This is a genomic window from Cupriavidus sp. (genome assembly GCF_057315035.1).
This window is the reverse complement of sequence record NZ_DBHKYV010000002.1, coordinates 546,807-570,524: the sequence shown is the minus strand read 5'-3', so window position 1 is coordinate 570,524 and position 23,718 is coordinate 546,807. Positions and strand designations below refer to the sequence as shown.

Below are 23,718 nucleotides of genomic sequence, written 5' to 3'. Positions count from 1 at the left end.
TCCGCAGTAGATTGGATGAGATGTCAGGCTCCACGTTATCGGCAGGAAGTCATGCGCAAACTCATCAAGGGCATTGGCGAATTTCGCGAGTAGATGCTGCCGGAGTATGCAGAGAAGTTCAGCAAGCTCGCGCTCGCCACCCGATGCTCTCTTCAAGCTAATGAAACAATTCGGTGTAGGACAATATCCCCCGTCCAATCCCACCTGCGACGAGAACCCTGCCGTCCCCCAGCAAGGTTGCGGTATGTTGCTCGCGCATTTGCTCCAGACTACCGACTTGGGACCAGCTTCCAGTCGCGGAGTCGTAAACCTCGCTCACGAACAAGTCGCTGCCAGCGGTGCCTCCAGCGACCAGCACTCGCCCGTTGACCAGGAGTGTGGCGGTATGGAAGTCACGTGCCTGTCGCAAGCTGCCTGCCATTGACCACGTACCCGTCGCTAGATCGTAAAGTTCAGCGGTTGCGAGCGCCTGTGTGCCATCGAATCCACCGACCGCGAGCACCCTGCCGTCAATGAGTTGAGCGGCGGCATAGGCGTTGCGGGCCTGGCTCATGCTGCCAGTGGGCGACCAAGTACCCGTGGCGGGGTCATAGAGTTCGGCCGAGGCCAGTGCGCCGCCGCCGGCATCTTCGCCGCCGGCTACCAGGACCCTGCCATCGGGCAGCAACGTGGCGGTCTGTTGCTTACGCGCCTGGCCAAGATTGCCGGTCGGTGACCAGGTGCCCGTGGCTGGATCGTAGAGTTCGGCCGACACTAATGCGCCCGAACTGCCTCCCTGACCCTCGCCGCCTGCCACCAGCACGCGACCATCGCGCAACAGCGTTGCGGTGTGGCTGTCACGCTGCTGGCCCAGGCTGCCGGTCTGTGACCAGCTACCAGCGACCGGGTCAAACAGTTCCGCAGAGGACAGCGCGTTCCCGCCACCGGTGCCGAATCCTCCCGCTACCAGGACTCGCCCGTCGGGCAATAGCGTGGCGGAGTGCGCTTGCCGGCTCCGCGCAACGCTGCCGGTTCGTGTCCAACCGTTCGTGGTCGGGTCAAACAACTCCGCAGACGACACCGCCTGCTTTCTGTTGCCAGCCGCCACCAGGACTCGACCGTCGGCCAATAGCGTGGCCGTATGCCGGAAGCGCCCTTGATTCATAGCGTCGGCAGGTTGCCACCCACCGACCTGGGCTGCGGCCACCGCCAGGGTGATCGGTGCGACGACGCTGCCAGCACTATTGCTGGCAGTAACGAAGAACGTTGTCTGGGTCAGTTCCGCAGTGGGAGTGCCGCTGATGACTCCGCTCTGTGTGTTAAGGCTCAATCCTGCCGGCAGTGCAGGGGATACCGAAAACTTGGTGACTTCGCCGCCGGAGTAGGCGGGCTCGTTGTACGTGATCGGCACGCCAACAATGTATTCGGGTAGCGGATCCACATAGACGAGGCCCATCGGCGGCACGGCCACCGCAGCCACTTCGATAGTCAGCAGGGCTTGGACACTGTCCACACTGTTGGCGCCCGTCACCGTATAGACCGCCGATGCGGTCACTGCCGTGGGGATGCCAGTGATGACGCCTGTCTGAGAGTCAAAGACCAGGCCCGCTGGCAAAGCCGGCGACACGCTGTACTGTGTGATCTCGCCACCTGTGCTGATCGGCGTATTAGGCGTAATCGAGGCATTGATCGGATAAATGATCGATCGATCCAAGTAGTCAAGGCCATCTGGCGCGATCGGAACGTCCTTGACTTCGATTTCGACTCGGGTGGTTGTACTGCCCGCAGCGTTGCTCGCGGTGATCGTGTAGACCGTCGCGTGAGTGCTGCCAGTAGGCGTGCCGCTGATCGTACAATCCTGGGGATTGAGGTTCAGGCCTGGCGGTAATGGTGGAGAGACCGTGCATTGCGCAATGGCGCCCCCGCTGTTACTCACGGTGTCAGCGACGATGGGCACACCTACTGCGTAAATCGGCGATTCGTCGCGCTCGACCAGACCAGCTGGTGCCGTCACAACGTTGGTCGTACTGCCCCCACTATCGCTGCTGCCATTACCACAGCCTGCCAAGACGATTGCCAGAGGCATGAGCAGAGTTGCCAGGCAGCGCAGTTTCACCATTTCGAACTCCGGCCGCTTCTTCAGCGTGATTAGCATAGATCACGACCATTCAACGCAGGGAGGAAAAATGAACGGGATGCGGACCATTGGTGGGCGCCAATACGCGCTGAATGCAGTGCATTACCTGAAAGACCAGAAATTGCGTCAGCAACAGGCGATGCATCGGACGTCAAGCAAAGAGAGCTGCGCCAACCCCGGCTTGCCTCGACCACTTGCAGTGCGCCAGCCGATGGCTGGATGAGGGCGACATCGGGGAAACAGAACCCAACATCTACCCGGGCGCGAAGTACATGGATATGCTCATGACGCGGTACTTCCCTGAGTCGCATTTTTCGGATGAGAATCGCGTGCTGCTCGCCTTCACTAGGCAACCTGTAATGCCAGGCCGCCGCAAATCGGTGTGACATTTCCGGCCCCTTGGAAGAACAATGCAGATTCTCTGTGGGAGCTGCCTAATTTTCTGGCAGCGCCCGGAAACTGCGACCAGAAAGGGGACGACGCGAATTTTCCACAGCTTTATCACCATTCGATGGGGACAACTCTTATGACAGAAGCCGCTGAGCCTTGGAGTGCAGCGCTCAAGGTCGCTCGCGTCACGGCGCGCTAAGCGCTAAGCGCCCGCTGTCCATTGACCCCTAGCGCGGACGTGGAAAATTACCCCCGTTTCGACATTTCCAGCATCGGTGCCCACCATACCTTGGGCGCCGATTTTTCTTCGTCGGCTGTGTGGTCGCGGCAGAATCCGTCAAATTTCCTCTCAATTCCGAAATTCCGCCGTTGCCGAGCATATTCAACCGGCTGAGCACTGCGGACCTGCCCGTGCGTCCTCCTTTGATCATTGTCAAATGGATCGCTTTTAAGGCCATTCCCTGTCATCGAAAGCAATACCCTTGGCACGAACTGCAAACTCTGGCTCGCGCACCGCTTTTAGACTTATTCCAACACGAGGCGCGTTAGATGATCTGGCGAAGACGATAGGAGATTCGAAATTGGCTACATCCCGCAGACACGCGCCGGCGTACCCGTGGTTGGTGTCGATCAGGCCCTTCCTACGCTGAGGTCAACATGTTAATCACCATTCATCGCCATGGGCCTCGTGCGCTTTTCGTCCGCGCCGGCATGCCCCTCACCCAAGTCCCACTCGAAGCACTCCAATGGCTCGGAACCGCTGAGTCGTCCGCCGATGCGGACCTTGAGGGAAGCGCTCCACTGCTCGGCCTGACACCAGCGGCAATTCTCTACGACATCACGGTGCATGGTTATGGCGCACTGGATGTGCCGCACAAGAGTGCCTGAGCGCCACCAGCGCCGGACGACCTTTGCTGTGAAAGAGATAGTGGACCATGGATATCTCCTTCTGACATTTCTCGTTTTCCTACAGCGTTATGAAGAAAGCCTTCATTTCTCGATGCGTGCGCCGACACTAGTTTGGAGAACGATTCGCGGGACATACTGCCGCATCAAGAGGAGGCAATAGCGTGGTAAATGTAATGCTTGAGTCACCCGAAGTGGGATCCCGGTGGCGACACGACGACGGAAGTGAGCTGACAGTCATCTTGATCACCAAGGCAGAGCGCAAAAACGTCGGACCGAATCTCTCCGTCGTGTGTGTCTGCCCTGCCACGGGCGAAGTTTATAGTCTTCCCTGCGAGCGCTTTTTCGAACGACGACGCAAGCAAGCGGATGCGGCAGGCCCTCAGGCAGCAACTAGGATGGCGCAAGCAGTGCTTCACTCCAGCGATCTTCAAGTCGCGCACGCAATGGTCAAGCTCCTAGCCGAGGACAGTGCCAGACTCACCGCATTAGAAGCAGCGATCAAGCATTCCGGCCATCAACTCGATTTCCATCTCGGCGAATTTTGCCTCACGCCGGCGACGAGAGCGCATGCCCGCAAGTTCGCAACATTGCGCGAGGCCATCGACCACTTTGAGGCGGCCGACGGACTAGGTTGAATCCACCCCAATCGGCATTAGGAATGCCGTGGCTGTCGCCCGGTCGATAAAAGATAGCCCGCACACAAGCTGTGTGCGGGCTTCGGGAATATCATAGGGACTGGAAGTTTTTTTGGCTTTCCTGGCCGGTCTAACATTAGCGACCAGATTGCATCTGGAACCTTCCCACTAAATGAAGGCCGGCTGGGCAGCAGACTGTGTATTCATACCGTAGTCTTTCAACCATGCCCCGCCTTTCCCCCATACCTCGGCTGCCCGCTCCCGCTGGCAGTATGTCGCCCTCGCCCATTGATGATCGCTACTACGTCCTGAACGTGTCCGGCCGTCCCGTACGGTGCTACGACTACACCGAGCATTCGATCTGGGTGAGCTGCGAGGGCAAGGGCCGGCAGATCAAAGACCGGCTCCTGGAGCACGCGGTCGACGTCTAGACCTACTTCTCCTCTGGGCCAGCCTGACAGACGACAAGCCGCCGATGTTCCGCACTACAATCAGTGGCAGCCTGAGCAAGTGCTACGAGTCAGTGACATGGGAAGAGGCAGAGGACAAGCATCGGCGGGTGCTGGAGAAGATTCGGACCACTCTGCGGCGGGAAGACGGCCAGTGGAATGTTGAGTCTGAGTACGAGCGCATTCCATACCCCTCGCGCACCGAGGCCATCGCTGCAGCTGTTCATAGAGCGATGGAATTAGGAGCCTTATTCATGATCTCCGAGTTTGAGGGCAAGATGAGCGCCCCAGTGGATTTTGCGCAGAGGGACATGACATGACAACCGGCAATCCTTCTGGCTCGAACGGAGGCTGCCATGTAATGGCGAGGGTGGCACAAGTAGACTTAATCATCTACAGCCAGGATGGCAAAGTCAGTGAGCACCGCATGCGCGGGCATGCTCACTAACACCAAGGGCTTCCCCCTTTTGCCGCGCCGCAAGTCGCCGCGCGGCCTTTTTTAATGTTGGCGTGAAAGGGTTTCCCCTGTAGGGCAAGCACTTACCCCGCGAGGGTGCTTTTAATGCCAGCAGAAATCAGAGATTATTGCTTCCGCTGGAAACAGCGACCCTAAGTCTAATTCGTTCGCCGCCGCGCCCCCGGTGCTGCGGTTTTTTGTGCCCCGCCCGCCCCTGTAGGACCGACGCGTATGCCACTCTTTCCTTAGCGGCTCCTTAAGTAAAGGATGCTTCTGTCCGCTCTGTTTGCCGGGCGTTGCGGCCTATGTCTGACAACGAGACCCTCATACATCCCGCTCCACTATCCACGGCGCCCTGTTCCGCAACGGCTACCTCCGAACGATTGTGCCCGGCGTCAAGGGGTTCTATAGGGTAGTTTTGCGTGGATATCCTGCTTGGCGTTGCAGCGATGCCATCAAAGCCGCGCAGATGCTTGTTTGGAACGCAGTCCTGAATGGCATCCGCCGCGCCCGCGAGGATCATGCTTCGACGCAGGGCGCGAACGGAGTCCATCGTTCTGAATAATTCCATGCCATCCACTATGCCTGACCGGCAATTCGAGTGGCCGGACGTTGGGCCGTAGATATGGATGCTGACCGATTGCGCTGCGCAGGCATCCAGACGAACACGCAATTATCCGGGTGCAAGAACAGAACATAGGAAATGACCTCGCACACCTGGCTTTGCACCCAACGAAAGCGCCGCGTTCCCCATAAGTCAAGGTGATTTCCGCCGATGCCACAAGCGCGTCGATTCACTTCAACCCGTTCGGACTACATTCGTGCAAATGAACTTCTGCCTATCGCCGCTCGGGTGCATCGCTTTCGAGTCACCGTCCGGAGTTCCAGTTTGCACGACGGCTACCAGGCGAAACGGTATTCGTGCGTGGGGTGGAGCTGCCAGTCGCCATTGCCGCGCAACTCCAGCACCTGGAGGTGATAACGCAGGAGGGTTGGGCGGTGACTGACACTGACTATTGTGGTAGGGCCGGCGACCAGCTGACTGTAGAGGCCGGTCTCATTGCCAATGTCCAGCGCGCTGGTCGCTTCATCAAGCAGGGCGTAGCGCGGACGGGCCACCAACAGGCGAGCGAATGCCAGGCGTTGCTGCTCGCCGAGTGACAGGACCTTGCCCCAGTCCAGCTTTGCGTCCAGCCCGCCGAAGCGTTCCACCATGTCCGGCAGGTTAACCATATCGAGCAGCTTCAATAGCTCGCCATCCGGTATGCGGCGCCCCTCGCAATTGGGATAAAGCAACTGACAACGAAGGTTGCCGACCGCCATATAGGGACGCTGCGGCAGGATGAGCATCTGCGCCGCCCCAGGGCATAGGATTCGGCCGCTACCGCAGGTCCACAGGCCGCTAATGGCCCGCAGCATCGAACTCTTTCCACCACCGCTGGGCCCGACGATCAGCAAGTTCTTGCCTTGCCCCACTGTCACGGTGAGATCATTCAGCAGGGTACGCTGGTAGTCAGGCGTATGCAGGGTCAGATGTTCCAGTGACAGCGTGCTGCCCCGACGGTGCTCGATCTGGCTGCCAGGTTTGCGGCGAACTATGCGCGCACATGCCAGCGAAGAGGCGAAAGTGTTAAGCCGGTCCAAGCCCGCCAAGAAGCGGCTGAGGCTTTCGAAGTTATCGACGATGACCGTCAGTGCCGCCAACACGGCTGTAAATGCTCCTGCGGCCTGGATCGCGCTGCCAACCTCGAGTTCGCCATCCAGTACGCGATTGGCAACGATAACGCTGGGGAGCATCAGAGTCAGGAACGTATAGGCATACTGGAAAAAGTAGAGATTTAACTGACAGCGGATCAACCGGTTGAAGTTGGCGAACACATGCTGGAAGCGGCTGCGCACGTAATCGGATTCATGGTGTTCGCCGTGATGGAAGGTAATCGACTCAGCATGCTCGCGCACCCGGATCAGGCTGAAGCGGAAGTCGGCTTCTCGCTTGAGTTGGTAGAAGTTTAGCCCGATCAGCACCTTGCCGAAGCACAGCACTGAAACCACTGTGCCACAGATGGCATAGAGCACGAGGAAAACCACTAACTCCCGAGAGATCGACCACAATACCCTGCTAAATCCAATCAGCTGCAGCAATGCTCCCAGCATTAGGAGCAGAAAGTACAACGACTGCTGCGTGAAGGTGCTAATGTCTTCTGAAATGCGCTGATCCGGATTATCGATGGCGCTGTTCGCATTCAGCGTATAGAAGGCGCAGCCGCCGAAATACTTGCCCAGATAGTGGTGCGTCATCCAGGATCGCCATTGAATGAACAGCTTGTTACGCGTGTAGTAGTAAAAGGCGTAGACAGGTACGGCCGCAATCAGCACGTAGACGAATATCTCGATGGCGTACCAGAATCGGTCGCCGTCCTTCGCAGCGAGCGCCGAGGCAAACTCACCCGTTTGCCTGTTGAAGAGCACATTTGTCCAAGTCTGCCCAAATAACAGGCATACCAGTATCAACAACAACGCCCAAGCCTTCCAGTTGCCTCGTGACAACCAGTATGGCTTGGCGATGTTCAGAAACCGGTTCCACAGACTTCCATCGCGCGTAGACATGACCGTTTCGTTCGACAAGCCCAAGCGGGAGAAGCTTACCCACCTGAGCATAGGCCTCTAGGTAGCTGGAAGCATGCATTTCACATGCCATGGAAAAGGTTGCTGGCATGGAATTTCCGTTGAGCAGTTTGCAGCACTCTTTGGGCCGGCGCCGCCTGCGCACCGGCGGCGTCGTGCTCTGCCGACCTCTGGGTTTTCCGCGGGCCTCTCAGCTGTCGAGCGCCGCCTACGTCTTTGGCGCTTTCCTTAGGATGGCGAAGGCTATATTCGCCAACTACAGTCCAACGCGCTCGGCCCGAACGCGGCCTATACCAACGGTCCCTGCGGCTTTTGGAAGATGTCCGTGACTGGCGCATGACAGGCGTAGGCTGAGAAAGCTGAATGTGCTCATTGTTGCCATACAATGCGGACTCAAAGATGACTGACACCACCTTCGGGCTCTGCATGCGTTTCGGATTCTGCTTTTTTTTGATATTTCCTTTGATGGCAATGGCCTCGCCGGAGGTCCGTTGTTCATTGGAGCAAAGCGACGAAGAGGCCGTGATGGCGGTGCGTGCGGAACCGGACGCGTTGGGCGGCTCATGGCAAGAGATGGGGCGGTTTAAAGTTCGCGTGCTACTCGCGGCGCCTCCGAAGAAAAAGCCATGGCTGCTGGTAGAGGTCTACGCCAAATCCGCTGACGGTGACTATCGCATCATTTCCTCGCAAAAGGCCTTCACGCCATTCGGCACGGAACACCTGGAGGTGGTGGAGCCCAGTGGGGGACGGAGTCTGCGGTACAAATGCGGAGCGGCACAATGAAGGCCCTCCTGACGCTTGCCGCTGTGGCAGCATTGATGGGCCCTCATGCATGGGCGGCCGAGGGTACTGCCAGGGTAGCGTTCGTCGGCGACGTCATGCTCGCGGAGTCCGAGGGGACGGGGCGATTCGCGGCCCGCGGGGGAGACCCCTTTTCCCACGTACGCGGAATGCTCGCGAATGCCGACCTGAGCGTCGCGAATTTCGAGTCGTCGGCGGGAACGTTAGGGACACCCGACCGAGACAAGCCTCATAGCTTCAGGACAGCGCAGTCAGCGCTGCCCGGGTTCGCCTCGGTCTTCGCGGCTGCCGGTTTAGCCAATAACCATGCCGGCGATTTCGGCCGGAAAGACTTCGTCCAGACCATTGAAGCGCTCCGGAAAGCGGGGGCGACAACCTTCGGCGGCGGCAAAGACGCGCGTGATGCTCACCGTGCGGCGATGTTCGAGCGCAACGGGCTCAAGATCGCTCTGCTCGGATACCTGGACTTCCAACCACGATGGTTCGCTGCGGCACCTGGCATGCCAGGCGTGGCGTGGCTCGACCAGAACCAGGCAGCGTTGGATATTGCCCAGACCAAGGCAGAGGGGGCCGATGTCGTGGTGGTGATTCCCCACTGGGGCGTCGAACACGAGCCGAAGGCGGGCTACCGCCAGCAGCGCATGGCCAGGGCGCTACTTGACGCGGGAGCCGACGCCGTGATCGGCGGGCATCCCCACGTCGCCCAGAACTATGAAGTCTACAAAGGCAAACCCATCGTCTATTCCCTGGGAAATTTTGTTTTCGACGGCTTTGAGGATGAAGACAACGTGACCGGGTGGGCAGTGTTTGCCGACTTTGATAAGAAAGGCGTAACGTCGCTCTCGACCCGCGTGGTGAGGATGGATACCGACGGCTCTCCAAGACCCGACTCCGCCATGCAAGGGCCTTGCTGGATACGAGGGGAGAAGCGGATGTGGGCTTGCAAGTAATTGTCCGGCTATGCGCACCAGAGGACTTGTTCTTGGCAATACGGGCGACTTCGAGTTAATTGAGCCACTCGCGTCTCAACAGAGGTAGAAAACCGCATTTAGATGCCATCCCTACAAAGAGCCGCTCTTCGGCAAAGCATCGACGAGGCCGCCGCGTGCGACGCCGGTCACCCTGGCCTGCCGCTACCGCCCACGTTCCTCTCTCGCTGGAACTGGTTCAGCCGCTGAGCGGCAGGCGCGATGAGCTCGGCATCAAGGTCGAGCGCATCCGCCACGGCGATTAGTCATTCACGGACCACCGTATATCGTATGCCGGTGACACGCTGCACTTTGTCACCCGCATCACCGACATCTACGACAAGAAAGGCGGCGCACTGGACCTCCTAGTGCGCGAGACGCGCGTGACCAACCAGGACGGCGAGCAAGTGGCAGACCTGCGCAGCGTGCTGGTACAGCGCAACGGCTGAACGGAGAACCCGAATGAGCCACCTGAGCCTTGACCAGATCAAGGTGGGACGCCTGTGGCGTCCGCGCTCTACATCCCCGCCATGAATGACAGGGCTTTCCGCGCGTCCCGGTAATCTTTCAACCATGCCCCGCCATTTCCCCATACCTCGGCTGCCCGCTCCCTCTGGCGGTATGTCGCCCTCGCCCATTGATCCGAACAACGACCGCTACTACGTCCTGGACGTGTCCGGCCGTCCCGTACGGTACTACGACTACACCGAGCATTCGATTTGGGTGAGCTGCGAGGGCAAGGGCCGGCAGATCAAAGACCGGCTCTTGGAGCACGCGGTCGACTTCTGGACCTACTTGTCCGGCTGGGCCAGCCTGAAAGACGACAAGCCGCCTATGTTCCTCACGACGATCAATGGCGTTCTAAGCAAGATCTTCGAGTCGGAGACGTGGGAAGAGGCAGAGGACAAGCATCGGCGCGTGCTAGAGAAGATTCGGACCACTCTGCCACGGAAGGATGGATCGAGGTTATGGCGGGGATACGCGCATTGCGCAGGCCCACAACCAATGTACCGCCGCATCCGCACATTAAAGATCACATTGCCAATCGTTTGCCCGATTCAGGAATCGTCCTACACCAGATTCCCTTGCTTAGACATAGAACAGAGGTATCGATGCCCACCTGGAGGTGTACGGATGTCAGCAGTCGTAAAGGTGCAAAGACGGCCAGTGGAATGTTGAGTCCGAGTACGAGCGCACTCCATACCCGTTCCGCACCGCGGCCATCGCTGCAGCTGTTCATAGGGCGATGGAATTACGAGCCCTACCCATGATCTACGAGTTTGAGGGCAAGATGAACGCCCCAGTGGATTTTGCGCAGAGCGACATGACATGACATGACAGCCGACAATCCTTCTTACTCCAATGGAGGCTGCTATGTCAGGTGATATTCATGTTGTTCCCCACAAGGGGGGATGGGCTATTGCAATTGAAGGTACTGGGCTGCGCGCACCCTATGACACACGCGAAGATGCCATGTCAGTAGCAGCTGAAATGGCGAGGGTGGCACAAGTAGACTTAATCATTTATAGCCAGGATGGCAAAGTCAGTGAGCACCGCATGCGCGGGTATGCTCACTAACACCAAGGGCTTCCCCCTTTTGCCGCGCCGCAAGTCGCCGCGCGGCCTTTTTTATGTGGCCGTCAAAGGGTTTCCCCTGTAGGACGAGCACTTACCCCGCGAGGGTGCTTTTAATCCCAGCAGAAATCACCGATTATTACTTCCGCTGAAAACAGCAACCCTAAGTCTAATTCGTTCGCCGCTGCGCCCCCCGGTGCTGCGGTTTTTTTTTGCCCCACCCCTCCTTGTAGGACCGGCGCGGATACCGTAATGAACGAAGCCGGCGCAAGACTAGCGTACCCTAGACTGAGGAGACGCATCATGGCCAACAACGACATCCACGTAGTGCCAGCAGGGAAAGGCTGGGCCGTCGAAGCACCAAACAGCGGGAAACGGACCATGTTTGCCACTCAAGAAGAAGCGATCGGGGCGGGCACCGAGCGCGCGAAGCACGACAAGGTCGAGTTGCTGATCCATGGCCGCGACGGCCAGATCCGGGAACGCAATTCCTTCGGCCATGACCCGCGAAACATTAAGGGTTAAGGACCATGCCGTGCGCTTCGGACGCACTGACCCTCGTTCAGCTCTCTTCCATGCTCCTGGTGGAGCGCAAGGCCATTCCGCGCGAGGACGATTGGCTCTACGAGATCAAGTACGACGGATACCGCGTCTTGGCCAGTACCGGATCCGACGCACGGCTGCAGAGCCGCGGCGGCATTGACGCTACCCGCTGGTTTCCGGAGGTCGTGGCGACTAGCGCACTATCGCCGACATGCCTGCCGGTACAGTCCTGGATAGCGAAGTCTGCGTCCTGGACCATCTCGGCCGGGGTGACTTCAATCGCCTCCACACAAGGGCGAGGCGAAAGAGTTGGTACGAAGGCGCCGATCTTGTCGTCTACTGCGTGTTCGACGTCCTAGCAGCCACGCAAAACGATCTTCGGACAGCCACGCTCGAAAAGCGTAAAGCAGTGCTGGCCAAGATTCTGCGCTCACACTCTGACCGCGTCCTGCATGTGGCCGGAGTCGAAGACGGTCTCTGGCTGTACAGGTCTGCGCTCGAACTCGAGTTGGAAGGCGTTGATGGAAAGCGGCTCGGGTCGACTTACCAAGATGGAAAGCGGTCCGCGGACTGGATCAAGGTGAAGCGGCCAGGCGCGGTACCGCCGGAACGTTTCGAGCTGTGAAGGGTCATGAACTCTCCCGCCTCCAAGCGTCTTGCGACGCCGTACCGATTTCGCGGGTCACAGACTTTGACTTGGCGCGTGGCCGCGCCAGCGGTTTCGATCTCGTCGCCACGCCCGTTCCAGGCGTGTGCGCATCGGCTTAATCATTGAGCAGCGGTCATGACGACCGTGGCATTTTTTCATCCGTGACTATCGGACGAATTCCTATAGCAATTCCATCCCAGCATAGGACTGGTTACCGCATGTAACCAGACTGGACGGTAGCCAGTGACTATACCAATCTGCGCTTTTGCTCGAGCTCGAAGGCGTGGAAAGCCCCCGTGCTCTTCTTACCAAGACGGCCATTGGTCGTCCAACCGGATCAAGGTGAGGCGACCCGGCATGGTACCAGCCGCGGATTAACGGCTATTTCCCCCATGTGGCTGATTTGCGACCGCCGCCGACCATGCAATGCTCTGCAACGCCGAGATCCGTAAGCGGGAGACCTTGCATGGGAGCTATCGCAGTTGCCGGAATGGCGCTCTTCATTTGGCGGCTTGCCAGCACGAGAGCCGCACTGATGTTTGTAGTGTTCGTATTTTTTGGCGTTGTGTACTATTGGGTTGCGGACGAGCAGAGGCCCTGCAATGATCGCGCATGGTTTTGCGACATCATGCCTGATCGGGGAATTGGCTTCGTCGGCCCACCCGAAAAAGTGTGCCCTGCCGACGTCGAGCCACTCACCGCCCGCGTATTTGAAAGCGACGCCCCTGAGGCAGAACTGCGCCGCCTCCTCTCAGTCGGTGTCTGCCAGAAAGATGCGATCAAGCGCGTGCGCAAAGGCTGGAAGGCCCCATTTCACCCGAATTTTGGTTCCTGGTGGCAGCGGCTGACCTACTGAGCCAGCAACATCTGGACCGCCTCTCCCCATCCTTCATCGGGGCCAGGCCCTTACCGTCTTCTTGTGCGTGCGCGTGTACCGCCATCACCGGTCCGCTCAAGGCGCTGAAGGAAGCTCGCGCCAAGGATGTCGCAGCTCACGAGCGCACGTCCCCGCCCTCGCCCACAACCAAGCGCTGCGCGATCAGATCATTGCCACGATGAAGGCTGCCGGTATTCCTGACAGCTGGTCGGAACGCGACACGTCATCGCGTGCCCGCTTCCCGAAGAACAAGACTGCGTCGGCTGGCTATTTGGCTGAACTGAACAAGCATGTCGTGGTTACCGACGGCTTCGCCTACGCCACATCGTCGTATGAGACGCTGAAGACTCGGTACCAGGCCTATGCAGACGAGGCGGGCAAGGAAGTCGAGCGTCAAGAGCGCGAGCGCGCGGTCGACGCTCGCGTCGATCGTCCTCCGCTACGGGCTCGATCAGGATGCCGATTGGACGGACATCTTGGAGGCGCTGTGCGCGTACATCCGAAGCGCTGCAGCTGCGCGCGCTGCTGGTGGCACTGATCGAGCACGCCCAGAAGCACCCTACTGGCCGCTGCACCGCTAGGTCCGCTTCGGCCCGCTGACTGGGATGGTCGAGCAATTCAAAAACGGGAAACTGTAGTGACTGACAGGAAGAGATTTCACTGCGCGCTTACTGCGCATCTACCGATCGGCGTCAGGACACTCCGTTCGACTGCGCCCTCCGCCCAACCGCTGGCCGTGACTACCGAGAATCGCCGCACGCGTTGCATTTCCCATGTTTTCCCATTGATCAGCTGGGAGGGGATAAACACGCGCGGAATCTCCTGCGGGATCAGCACCTCCGTTGCAAATCACCGCAGAAACGTTGTAGGTTCGATCATGCCGGCGCTCATACCATTCTCGCGGCGGATCGCATTTGTAGATCAAAGGGTATATGTCGAATCCCTTGTAATTGGAACTAGGTACATCGTTCATAAAGTTCTCCATTGGAGAACCCACTCTACGCTCATTTCCGCGCAAGGCATCGGTTTATTCCTCTCCATACCAAAAGCACGTCCGGGGGCGCTTTCGGCCCGCAGGATGAGAAAGCCGCGAGGCGTGCGGATGACCCACGCTCAACCCCTTCGTGGGACACCTAGTATCGCGGCCCACCTTGCCAATGGTCTCTATCGTTGCCACGGTGATCGCCATGGTCGTGATCCCAATGATCGCGGTCGTGCTCCACACGCCCGTCTCTAGAGTAGTAGCCGTCGCGGTAGCCATCACGATCGGCTACAACGCAGCCACTGAGCAACGCAACAGAAGCGGCAACCAGCACAAGAATGGTTTTCATCATAATGTTCTCCTGTTCACCCTTGATCTCACTCCAGCTTACGCACCGGATTTGCTGCGGGATGTAGGACAGAAGTTCTCCTGCGGCGGGGCTGCCTCCTACAGCGAGGTGGCCGCATGATCCGCCTTGAATACAACAGCTTCGGCTTCTGCTGCGGCCTGGGCGACAGAGCGAAGGGCTTCACGAAGGCCGTCTCGCGCGTCGGCAACATGATAGGCACGTGGAAGTGCATCGGCGGCTTCGAGACTCTAACGGGCGTGCCGTGCATGGTGATGAACCTGTTCACCCGCCAGCCGTACACCGCCTTCCACGGCGCCGAGCCGCCGGCGGGCTGGCGCGAGGCTACGCCGAACGACATCGTGCGCGCAGCTGGCCACCGGCACCCGCACTGCGTCTTCATCTCCAGCCCGTGGAAGGGCGCGTCCGGTCTGCTCCGGTCTGCTGTCGGAGACCCTGTCGTCCACGCGGCATCGAGCACGGACTTCGCCATGTGCGTTTGTGCCAGCGTCTTCGCGTTCACGTTGCCGACAAAGATTGCTGCATGTTGTTTGACAAGCACCGACGTTTCCTTGTGGATGGCGTCCTTGCGCTGATTCGCGATTTTGGCGTGGATTGCCCTCACGCGTTTCTTCTTGCGCGCACGTTGCGCAATACCCAACGCCGCTTCCGACTCGCGATACCACTGCTTCGGCTCGAATTTTCCACCACTGCAATACGTCGCGAGCGACTTCAGGCCAAGGTCGTCACCACTCTGGAACCGGCCGCGCTGCAGTCACTGATCGAGCCGGAGGAATACCTGGAGCTGGACGGCCTGAGCGATCAGGCCTGGCGCTAGCGCATTGGCATGCTGTGCCGCCCGACGCGGCCGTGGCTATTGCCGAGGTGATGGGCACCACGTTGATGCTGGCCGAGACCGGCGAAACGTCCAGTCTCTCGTCGACGCCGGTATGGGTGCGTCCGGTGGCGATTGCCTTGACCGTCGCGCAGCCGTCTGAGGCCTCGTGATGCTAGGCCAGACCCTTTGCCACGGCAGCCGCCGTCAGCTTCCCAGCGACCTCTGCGTCAGCAAACGTCGGATAGCTCTCTTCGCTGACCAGTTTCCGTTCGATGACCTCACTCGCCTTGTCGCGAGTTTCGACCACTTCCCAGGCGAACGTGTTGCCCGGGGCATCGACAACGTACAGGTAGACCGAGACATGGTCTCCATTGATCACTACGGCAGGCTCTTTGGGCATGTTGATCTCCCTGTTTGGAAAGAATCCTAGCATGACCATCCTGCCCCGCCACCTCTCCACCAAGCCCAAGCCCCTGTCCATCCGCCAGCCAGGGTATGGCTGATCGCAGACGACCCCCCGCGCCTTGGGTAGCGCAGGCCGCGAGCGGTTCATCTATGCGCCCATGCCGGCTTGTAACGCACGATGCTGAACATTGGCGATCTGGTACAGCGTGGCCGATTGGACGGCCACTTGGACGGCCAGGAGATCGTCGCCCCGATCACGGTGCGCTACGAGGTCTGACGCACGATGGGGTGACGGTGCGCGAGAAGCAGAAGATCATCGAAGTCGATCCGCGTGTACCAGCCGAAGTGCGCGGATTGGGCATACGCCCTAGCGCCATTGCGCAGCGCGTCGAGTCAGCCCTGGGCCGCTGACAGGACTCTCGCCACGGCCAGGCGTGGTAACGTTTCTTCGATTGGCAGCGCGGTATTGAAAAGCAGGTCCGCAGCACTGGAGACATCATCGAGAAACGCATGTGGCAGCGGAACCTCGCCAGCAGTGTCACTGATTACGGCGGCAATATCGGGATCATGCGTGTGCACCCAGGATTTGTTGTTGGCCTGCCGGAAGACCTCAACCTTGGCGTAGCTCCCTGCCTGGAAGCCTTCGACGATGACCAGGTCAACGCTGCTGAGCCGCTGAAGCAGGCTGCTCAGCGATGGCGTTTCTTGCTCCGTCAACTCGTGCATCAGCGCCCCACGTACAAAGGATGCAACGATGACCTCGGTCGCGCCCGCCTGACGGTGTACGAATGAATCCTTGCCGGATCTGTCAACATCGAACTCGTCGTGAGCATGCTTTAACGTCGACACTTCCAGGCCGCGGGCCTTCAGCGCCGGGACGACCTTGGAGATCAGGGTGGTTTTGCCGGCGCCGCTCGCTCCCGACAGTCCAATAACTCGCATATTCGCACTCACAGTGACAACGCAGGAAGCGTTATGCACTGAAGACTATAACGGTGAGGTGCAAGGGCGTAAATATGAACGATGTGGACCAGTTCAGCGCCTCGCTTCATCCGTACCTTGCACCCATTCCATAATTCGAATATATTCGAATTATGGAAACTGATAACGCCCTCGAAGCGCTTGCCGCGCTTGCCCACGCCATTCGCCTGGCCGTCTTTCGCCTGCTCGTGCAGGCCGGCCCCGAAGGCCTGCCTGCTGGCCGAATTGCCGAACTGATGGAGATGCCAGCGTCGTCGCTATCGTTCCACCTCAAGGAACTGCATCGTGCCGGGTTGCTGACAAGTCGGCAAGAGGGCCGGTCGATCATCTACATGGCTCGCTTCGAGACCATGAATGACCTGCTTGGCTATCTCACGGAAAACTGCTGCGGCGGCAATCCGTGCTCGCCGGTGTCCTCCTGTTCCGTCTCCACGGAGTCCTGAACCATGAAGCGCTTCCACGTCCACGTCAGCGTGGCCGACCTGTCGGCCAGCATCCGCTACTACTCCGCCCTGTTCGATGCGCAGCCAACCGTCATTCGGGACGACTATGCCAAGTGGGCGCTGGACGATCCACGCGTGAACTTCGCGATCTCCAATCGCACCGAGAAGCTGGGCGTGGACCATCTGGGCATCCAGGTAGAGACCGATGCGGAGCTTGCGCAGATGCAGGTGCGATTGAACAGCGCCGACTTGCCCATGCAGTCCCAGTCCGAGACGAACTGCTGCTACGCGACCTCGAACAAGCACTGGTCGGTGGACCCAACGGGGATCGCCTGGGAATCGTTCCAGACGCTGGGTAGCGCGCCGACCTATGGCGAATCGCGCGACCGGAGCGCCGAAGCCGCTGCGTGCTGCGTGCCGGTCCAATTGAACGCCACGCCCCAGCCAACCACCAGGACTGCCTGCTGCACGCCGGAATCCGGCTGCTGCTGAGTTTCCCCTAACAAGCCTCCCGGTATCGGTACCTCGCGCGAGGAGGCCCTCACTCGCCCCAACGACCACCATGTCCGACAAGACCTTCAACGTGCTGGTGCTGTGCACCGGCAACTCCGCCCGCAGCGTCATGGCCGAAGCGCTGTTCAACGTGCTCGGCAAGGGACGCTTTCACGCCTACAGCGCTGGCAGCCATCCGTCTGGCACGGTGAACCCCTATGCCATCGAACGCTGCCAGTCGATCGGCTACGACACGTCCGGCCTGCGCAGCAAGAGCTGGGACAAGTTCGCCCTGCCCGGCGCACCGCGCATGGACTTCGTGATCACCGTCTGCGACCAGGCCGCGGGCGAGGTCTGCCCGATCTGGCCGGGCACGCCCATCACGGCACACTGGGGCTTCATGGACCCCGCCGCCATCCAGGGATCCGACCACGAGAAGCGCAAGGTGTTCGACCTGGTCTTCCGTCAGATCCTCAATCGCGTCAGCCAATTCGTGAACCTGCCGTTGCACATCCTGGACCGTAACGCCATCCAGAAGGAGATGCGGGCCATTGGCGAGCAGTCGGTGGAGGCCGGGCAATGAGTATGGCGCAGCCATCCGCCGGCGCCGCGCAACCCAGCGCAATCGGCTTCTTCGAACGCTACCTGACCGTCTGGGTCGCACTCTGCATCGTCGCCGGCATCCTGCTCGGCCAATGGCTGCCATCGGTATTCCAGGCCATCGGCGCCATGGAAGTTGCCCAGGTGAACCTGCCAGTGGGCGTGCTGATCTGGATCATGATCATTCCGATGCTGATCAAGATCGACTTTGGCGCGATGGGCCAGGTGGCCGGCCACTGGCGCGGAATCGGCGTGACGCTCTTCGTGAACTGGCTCGTCAAGCCGTTCTCGATGGCGCTGCTGGGCTGGATTTTCGTGCGCCATTTGTTCGCAGGTTGGCTGCCGGCCGATCAACTCGATAGCTACATCGCGGGCCTGATCCTGCTGGCGGCGGCGCCCTGCACGGCGATGGTGTTCGTGTGGTCGCAGCTCTGCAAGGGCGATCCGTATTTCACGCTGTCGCAGGTAGCGCTCAACGACGCGATCATGGTGGTGGCCTTCGCCCCCGTCGTCGCGCTGCTGCTGGGCCTGTCGTCGATCACCGTGCCGTGGGACACGCTCATCACCTCGGTCGTGCTCTACATTGTGGTGCCGGTGCTGATCGCGCAGGTCATCCGCAAGGCATTGCTGGCGCAAGGCGAAGTCACATACAAGCGCGTCGTCGGCGCGCTGGGCCCCTACTCGATCACCGCCCTGCTTGCGACGCTGGCGCTGCTGTTCGGCTTCCAGGGCAACGCCGTCGTCGAGCAGCCACTGATCATCCTGCTGCTGGCCGTGCCGATCCTGATCCAGGTCTTGCTGAACTCCGGCCTGGCCTACTTGCTTAACCGCAAGCTCGGCGTGGCCCACTGCGTAGCCGGCCCATCGGCGCTGATCGGCGCAAGTAACTTCTTCGAGCTGGCGGTGGCCACTGCCATCAGCCTGTTCGGCTTCCAATCCGGCGCGGCGCTCGCCACCGTCGTCGGCGTGCTGATCGAAGTCCCCGTGATGCTGTTCGTCGTCGGCGTCGTCAACCGCTCACAGCACTGGTACGAATCGCACTGAGGCATTCCCATGACCGTCACCATCTATCACAACCCCGCCTGTGGCACGTCACGTAACACGCTGGCCATGATCCGCAATGCGGGCATCGAGCCAACCGTCATCGAGTACCTGACCTCGCCGCCCGACCGGCAGACCTTGCAGGCAATGATCCGCGATGCAGGCCTCACGGTTCGCGAAGCGATCCGGGAGAAGGGTACGCCCTACGCCGAGCTTGGCCTGGGCGATCCCGCACTGACCGACGGCCAGCTGCTTGATGCGATGCTGGCCCACCCGATCCTGATCAACCGGCCGTTTGTCGTCACCGAACTTGGCGTTCGGCTGTGCCGGCCGTCCGAAGTCGTGCTGGATATCCTGCCGGCGCCGCAGCAAGGCGCTTTCACCAAGGAAGACGGCGAGGCCGTGATCGACGCCCAGGGCCGGAGAATCCAATGACCGGGGATCTGCCTAACATCGTCCCGGCGGTGCTCGATACGCCGGATCTGCGCAAGCTGGATCCGGCCCGCGTCAGCACCCACCCGCCGCGCATCCTGCTGCTCTACGGTTCGCTGCGCGAGACCTCGTACAGCCGGCTGCTGGTGCAGGAAGCCGAACGGATTCTCCGACACTTCGGCGCGGAGACCCGCGTCTTTGACCCGCACGGCCTGCCGATGGCCGACAGCGTGCCGGCCGATCACCCCAAGGTGGTCGAGCTGCGCAAGTTGTCCGAATGGTCCGAAGGCCAGGTGTGGTGCAGCCCCGAGCGCCACGGCACGCTGACGGCCGTGTTCAAGAACCAGATCGACTGGCTGCCGCTCGAGATCGGCGGGATTCGCCCGACCCAGGGCCGCACGCTGGCCGTCATGCAGGTGTGTGGCGGCTCTCAGTCGTTCAACGCCGTCAATGCGCTGCGCGTGCTGGGGCGCTGGATGCGCATGGTGACGATCCCGAACCAGTCATCAGTCGCCAAGGCGTACCAGGAGTTCGACGCCAACGGCCGCATGAAGCCGTCGTCCTATTACGACCGGGTGGTCGACGTCATGGAGGAACTCTACAAGTTCACGCTGCTGGTACGTGATCGTAGCGACTACCTGACCGATCGCTACAGCGAGCGGAAGGAAGCCGCGCCCGCCAACGCGACGACGCTTGCAGCGGCGGCCATGAGTCACGAGAACGAGGCCCAGACCGGCGACACCGACAGCAACGAAGTGGAATAGCCAGGAACGGGACGGCCCTGGGTTCGATTGCTGCCAAGCGTTGGGGGGCTTCCCGCTAGGTGCCGATTCGGGGGATCTCGCGAGCATTCTCGCCAAGTCAATCTCGCGACCCTGGTCCTTCCCCGACTATACGGAACTCCGACCAAGCGATTGCGATCGTCGATAAGAGAAGCCCGTCACGGATGACCTCACCATCAGTGGCGCATTGAACACTTGCACCTTGTCCGCCAGTTCAGGCGTCAGAGTGATGGCCAAATGCTGAGTCGGCAACGTAGGTTGTTTTCCGGTCTATGACTTAGTTAGGCCTTTGGGCCCATCCCGCATTGCCAGTCCGTGGCAGTGGTTTTGAATCAGTTGACCTCCCCGGCTATGCTGTAGCAGAAGTGGAATCGCCAGGAAACCACAAGGGGCTCTTGATGCATCAAGCGTTTGCGCAGCTGATAAAGGGTTTGTTTAAGCTCTCGCTCTTCCTGCTCGCGTTCCCTTTCGCAAACGGTCTGGCGGCGGAGTTCGGCAGCAAGAACGGCCCGGAGCCAGACAACATCGAGGAGATTGTCGAAGTCCTACGCCGGGATCCTTATGATTTAGAACTCCTGATCAGCTTCGGTACGTCCAAGGGTGGATCGGCCGGACATATCGCGCTGGCGGTACGCGATGATGGCGCGCACCACGATATGGTGTACTCGGCGAACTTCTACGCCGACAGGTCACCCGAGCATGCGCGGGCCTTCTACACCCAGCAACTGGTCGTTGGCCTTCCTAAAACGGAATACCTGTTCAAGACGACCTCATCGCTGGATACCCTCGCCGTCTTCGGCCTAGACTACGGCGAAATCTATAAGCGCTCGGTCATTGGCGTACGGGTCTTCGGCGTGCCAGCCGCCGAAAAGCAATCGTTGATTTCCTATTTCTCCGGAATCAACGACGACTATCATCGGCGAGCCACCACGACAGAATATCACCACGGCGAGGTCAAATACGATTATCTACGGCTAAACTGTGCCAAGGTTATCGGCGCCGCTTTCAAATTCGGCGCCAACTATGAGAACCTCGACGTCAACAATCCGCAGTTGTTGCGTGGACGGCGTGTCGTTGCGGCTGCGACGGCAAATATTCCCACCGAAATGGCCCTGAAACTGATGGAACAATGGAACCAGCGGCAATATGGCATGGACGTGGTGCTCTACAAGAAATACGAAGGCTCCTTGTACGTTGAACCCCGAGAAGAGCCGAAAGTCGCCTTCAAAAATCTGCCCAATCGCTTCCCGTCAGTGCTGTCGCTCGATTTTCGGAGAGAACAAGGCGAGTACCGCGATTTCGACAACCTCTTTGCCATGTATTTGTTCTATAACCTCGGCCGCTAGAGCGTACGCATCGACGATCGCACAAAGCGGCTCCAGATCGAAAAGGACAAGGAGCCCATGACATATCAGGACGCAGTCGCGGTTGCGACGGAAGCGGCAAAGTCGGACAGTGAGAACTTCCGCCGTCACGCCCTATTCCGTCCCTTGGGCACCCGAATAGGCGAGCAGGCGAGCAACACGCACCTCTATCACTACCCGGCTAGCTCGCCCAGTGCCGCATCGCCATAGCGCCCGGCCAAGCCATCCGCTATGGAGAACCGCTTGCGCACGCTCAAATCACTGATATCCTGGTTGCCGCTTTGTGCCTGGGCGTTGGCGCAGGATTTGCCCGCTATGGAGCTGCGCATCCACCATCAACCCGAACTTAACGTGCGGATGGTGATTGCCGAGGGCCGCATCGAGCCGGGCGATGCCGAGCGCTTCCGTGCCGTCGCCAGACTCGCCGACCGCGATGGCGAAGGGCTTGTCATGCTACTTCTTACCAGCCCGGGCGGGAACGTCGAAGCTGCCTTCCGCTTCGTCGATGTCATGGACGACGTGCGGGTCTATACCGTCGTCCCCAACAATGCCAGCTGTGCGTCGGCTTGCGCGTCCATCCTCTTCGCTTCAGGGGTCCGACGCAGCATTCTTGGGTCCGGTCGCCTTGGCTTCCACAGCTGCTATCGACGCAAAGGAACGGCTTACCTCGATGACTCGCTTTGCAACGAGATCATCGCGGCGAACGCCATGCAGCGCGGAATTAGCCATGCAGCAATCAACCGCTTTACCTCGGATTTTGGCGCACGCGACATGGCATGGGTGGGACGGAGCACGGCATGCCGATTCTTGGAAGGACTCTGCAACCCAGGTCACCTCGAACGGAAACCCGAGGCCATGAGGGCGGTAGCGCGTAGCCTCGATTGCAGCAAGCTCGTTTCGACTGCCTCCCGACTCGTTTGCGGCGACACCGAACTATCGCGCGCCGACGACGAACTGGCGGCGGCTCTCGCCCTAGCCATGAGATCCGGGAACAAGGTAACCATACGGAACGCGCAGCGAGTATGGCTGCGCGAGCAACGCAATGTGTGCACCGACAAGAACTGCCTCCTACGCGCCTATCTTGCCCGGATCGCGGAGGTGCGAAGCAGGCCGGCGGGATCTGACGCGAAATGATGCACCCACGGATTCGCCGGGAAGGCCAGGTTGGACCGAAGTCCATTGCTTATGCAGGCGCAAAAACTACGATCTCCGGAGCGTCGGTCTCGTACGTTGCTGCCTATCGTTGCTGATCCGAAGTCCGGCGACCCGCATTGCGCCATTCATCGCCCACGCCCCCTATGCCGACGGGAAACTAGCCGCCATCTACGCAGCACCCAAAACCGCGGCAGACGGCCGGAGTACGCGACGTTTGGGGTGGAACGCCCGGACACTCCGGACGCGTGCCACCTCAATGAACGACCACTGAGTTTCGGCAATGGCAAACTCGTAGCTTCCATTGACTGCACACGCAGCCCTTTTTACTGGCTACGATGCCACGCTAGATAGCAAGGACTGCCGCGGACGAGCTTTGTCGCAATGCCCTTATCCATGGCGTTCAAACCCGCGCAATGTTGAAATCGTGCTACGACATGGAGCCCCTATGGAACTCACCAGAATTGTTGTGTGCGAGTGTGGCGCGCCAGCGAGAGTCCGCGAGATTCCATACGACTTGGGTGGGACGACTCTGCGCGATTGGGCGCCCTGCCCTTGGTGCTACCGGAAGCTATACGAAATGCGGGACGAGGGAATCGTCCTGGTCGAGTTCGTCACTGAAGATGAATGGAACTGAACAGGAACGGCTTGGCCATCTGCAGCTTCAGAGCACTACTCGGCATTGATAGGTTGCCCAATCTCCTCCCCCCTACGTCTTGCGTTTGTCCTGAACTGTGGCCCTTCGCTCCACCAGCATTGCCTGGTTTCGGCCGTTCCCGTCCCCTTAACTGACTCTCCCTCTCGAGCAGCTTCAGGGCTTCTTTCAAGGGCAGAACGCCCATACAACCTATTGGCGGAGGTCGAGC

General features: G+C 59.8%; 24 protein-coding genes and 2 pseudogenes. 22 read left to right on the top strand and 4 right to left on the bottom strand.

What is annotated here, in order from left to right; translation table 11 throughout:
* Positions 1-157 precede the first annotated feature (157 nt).
* Positions 158-2,098 carry a putative Ig domain-containing protein gene (locus ACO550_RS06180; protein ID WP_315594967.1) on the bottom strand — a complete coding sequence of 647 codons (1,941 nt, stop codon included), beginning with the start codon at positions 2,096-2,098 and terminating at the stop codon, positions 158-160.
* 1,119 nt (positions 2,099-3,217) lie between these two features.
* Between ACO550_RS06180 and ACO550_RS06175 the strand changes: the two genes are divergently transcribed.
* The 3 genes from ACO550_RS06175 to ACO550_RS06165 all read left to right on the top strand — a co-directional run bounded on the left by ACO550_RS06175 (position 3,218) and on the right by ACO550_RS06165 (position 4,819).
* On the top strand, positions 3,218-3,394 hold the full coding sequence (locus ACO550_RS06175; protein ID WP_315594965.1) for a hypothetical protein: 177 nt from the start codon (positions 3,218-3,220) through the stop codon (positions 3,392-3,394).
* A 260-nt stretch (positions 3,395-3,654) separates the two neighbouring features.
* On the top strand, positions 3,655-4,050 hold the full coding sequence (locus ACO550_RS06170; protein WP_315594964.1) for a hypothetical protein: 396 nt from the start codon (positions 3,655-3,657) through the stop codon (positions 4,048-4,050).
* A gap of 475 nt (positions 4,051-4,525) precedes the next feature.
* Positions 4,526-4,819: a hypothetical protein gene (locus tag ACO550_RS06165; protein ID WP_315594963.1), complete on the top strand. Its 294-nt coding sequence runs from the start codon at positions 4,526-4,528 to the stop codon at positions 4,817-4,819.
* A gap of 1,037 nt (positions 4,820-5,856) precedes the next feature.
* On the opposite strand, the gene ACO550_RS06160 is transcribed toward ACO550_RS06165, so the two are convergent.
* Positions 5,857-7,563: an ATP-binding cassette domain-containing protein gene (locus tag ACO550_RS06160; RefSeq protein ID WP_315594962.1), complete on the bottom strand. Its 1,707-nt coding sequence runs from the start codon at positions 7,561-7,563 to the stop codon at positions 5,857-5,859.
* A 417-nt stretch (positions 7,564-7,980) separates the two neighbouring features.
* Here ACO550_RS06160 and ACO550_RS06155 point away from each other — a divergent pair, with 417 nt between their 5' ends.
* From ACO550_RS06155 to ACO550_RS06105, 11 genes and pseudogenes are all read left to right on the top strand, one after another.
* Positions 7,981-8,364, top strand: a complete 384-nt coding sequence (locus tag ACO550_RS06155) for a hypothetical protein (RefSeq protein WP_315594961.1) — start codon at positions 7,981-7,983, stop codon at positions 8,362-8,364.
* Positions 8,361-9,332 carry a CapA family protein gene (locus tag ACO550_RS06150; protein ID WP_315594960.1) on the top strand — a complete coding sequence of 324 codons (972 nt, stop codon included), beginning with the start codon at positions 8,361-8,363 and terminating at the stop codon, positions 9,330-9,332. Before ACO550_RS06155 ends, ACO550_RS06150 begins: the two co-directional genes overlap by 4 nt.
* A 141-nt stretch (positions 9,333-9,473) precedes the next feature.
* Positions 9,474-9,799 (top strand): annotated as a pseudogene (locus ACO550_RS06145) (FAS1-like dehydratase domain-containing protein); the annotation flags it as partial.
* A gap of 925 nt (positions 9,800-10,724) precedes the next feature.
* Entirely contained in the window at positions 10,725-10,928 is a 204-nt protein-coding gene (locus ACO550_RS06140; RefSeq protein ID WP_315598612.1) for a DUF2188 domain-containing protein, read from the top strand.
* 300 nt (positions 10,929-11,228) lie between these two features.
* Positions 11,229-11,450, top strand: coding sequence for a DUF2188 domain-containing protein (locus tag ACO550_RS06135; RefSeq protein WP_315598611.1), 222 nt, complete (start codon positions 11,229-11,231; stop codon positions 11,448-11,450).
* A 229-nt stretch (positions 11,451-11,679) separates the two neighbouring features.
* Positions 11,680-12,093, top strand: coding sequence for an ATP-dependent DNA ligase (locus ACO550_RS06130; protein WP_315598610.1), 414 nt, complete (start codon positions 11,680-11,682; stop codon positions 12,091-12,093).
* Positions 12,094-12,583: 490 nt separating this feature from the next.
* Positions 12,584-12,973: a hypothetical protein gene (locus tag ACO550_RS06125; RefSeq protein WP_315598609.1), complete on the top strand. Its 390-nt coding sequence runs from the start codon at positions 12,584-12,586 to the stop codon at positions 12,971-12,973.
* A gap of 199 nt (positions 12,974-13,172) precedes the next feature.
* The gene (locus ACO550_RS06120) at positions 13,173-13,532 is read left to right on the top strand and encodes a hypothetical protein (protein WP_315598608.1); all 360 of its coding nucleotides are present in this window, start codon (positions 13,173-13,175) and stop codon (positions 13,530-13,532) included.
* Positions 13,533-14,151: 619 nt separating this feature from the next.
* A complete protein-coding gene (locus ACO550_RS06115) occupies positions 14,152-14,445 on the top strand; it encodes a hypothetical protein (RefSeq protein WP_315598607.1) in 294 nt (97 codons plus the stop codon).
* Positions 14,442-14,918, top strand: coding sequence for a hypothetical protein (locus ACO550_RS06110; RefSeq protein ID WP_315598606.1), 477 nt, complete (start codon positions 14,442-14,444; stop codon positions 14,916-14,918). The genes ACO550_RS06115 and ACO550_RS06110 overlap by 4 nt, the downstream gene beginning before the upstream one ends.
* A gap of 152 nt (positions 14,919-15,070) precedes the next feature.
* Positions 15,071-15,330 (top strand): annotated as a pseudogene (locus ACO550_RS06105) (DNA cytosine methyltransferase); the annotation flags it as partial.
* 2 nt (positions 15,331-15,332) lie between these two features.
* Here the strand turns inward: ACO550_RS06105 and ACO550_RS06100 are convergent.
* Together ACO550_RS06100 and mobB are read right to left on the bottom strand one after the other, a co-directional pair.
* Entirely contained in the window at positions 15,333-15,560 is a 228-nt protein-coding gene (locus tag ACO550_RS06100; protein WP_315598605.1) for a hypothetical protein, read from the bottom strand.
* A 398-nt stretch (positions 15,561-15,958) separates the two neighbouring features.
* Positions 15,959-16,507, bottom strand: coding sequence for a molybdopterin-guanine dinucleotide biosynthesis protein B (gene mobB, locus ACO550_RS06095; RefSeq protein ID WP_315598604.1), 549 nt, complete (start codon positions 16,505-16,507; stop codon positions 15,959-15,961).
* Positions 16,508-16,659: 152 nt separating this feature from the next.
* On the opposite strand from mobB, the gene ACO550_RS06090 reads away from it, so the two are divergent.
* The 8 genes from ACO550_RS06090 (at position 16,660) to ACO550_RS06055 (ending at position 22,834) form a co-directional block, all read left to right on the top strand.
* A complete protein-coding gene (locus ACO550_RS06090; RefSeq protein ID WP_315598603.1) occupies positions 16,660-16,989 on the top strand; it encodes a metalloregulator ArsR/SmtB family transcription factor in 330 nt (109 codons plus the stop codon).
* A 3-nt stretch (positions 16,990-16,992) separates the two neighbouring features.
* Entirely contained in the window at positions 16,993-17,481 is a 489-nt protein-coding gene (locus ACO550_RS06085; protein ID WP_315598602.1) for an ArsI/CadI family heavy metal resistance metalloenzyme, read from the top strand.
* A gap of 70 nt (positions 17,482-17,551) precedes the next feature.
* Positions 17,552-18,064: an arsenate reductase/protein-tyrosine-phosphatase family protein gene (locus tag ACO550_RS06080; RefSeq protein ID WP_315598601.1), complete on the top strand. Its 513-nt coding sequence runs from the start codon at positions 17,552-17,554 to the stop codon at positions 18,062-18,064.
* On the top strand, positions 18,061-19,125 hold the full coding sequence (gene arsB / locus ACO550_RS06075) for an ACR3 family arsenite efflux transporter (RefSeq protein WP_315598600.1): 1,065 nt from the start codon (positions 18,061-18,063) through the stop codon (positions 19,123-19,125). Before ACO550_RS06080 ends, arsB begins: the two co-directional genes overlap by 4 nt.
* 9 nt (positions 19,126-19,134) lie before the next feature.
* Positions 19,135-19,557 (top strand): arsenate reductase (glutaredoxin), encoded by a 423-nt coding sequence (gene arsC, locus ACO550_RS06070; protein WP_315598599.1) that lies wholly within the window; start codon positions 19,135-19,137, stop codon positions 19,555-19,557.
* On the top strand, positions 19,554-20,318 hold the full coding sequence (arsH, locus tag ACO550_RS06065; protein WP_315598598.1) for an arsenical resistance protein ArsH: 765 nt from the start codon (positions 19,554-19,556) through the stop codon (positions 20,316-20,318). The genes arsC and arsH overlap by 4 nt, the downstream gene beginning before the upstream one ends.
* A gap of 416 nt (positions 20,319-20,734) precedes the next feature.
* On the top strand, positions 20,735-21,682 hold the full coding sequence (locus tag ACO550_RS06060; protein ID WP_485994383.1) for a hypothetical protein: 948 nt from the start codon (positions 20,735-20,737) through the stop codon (positions 21,680-21,682).
* 261 nt (positions 21,683-21,943) lie between these two features.
* Positions 21,944-22,834 (top strand): hypothetical protein, encoded by an 891-nt coding sequence (locus ACO550_RS06055; protein ID WP_315598596.1) that lies wholly within the window; start codon positions 21,944-21,946, stop codon positions 22,832-22,834.
* The last annotated feature ends 884 nt before the right edge of the window (positions 22,835-23,718 follow it).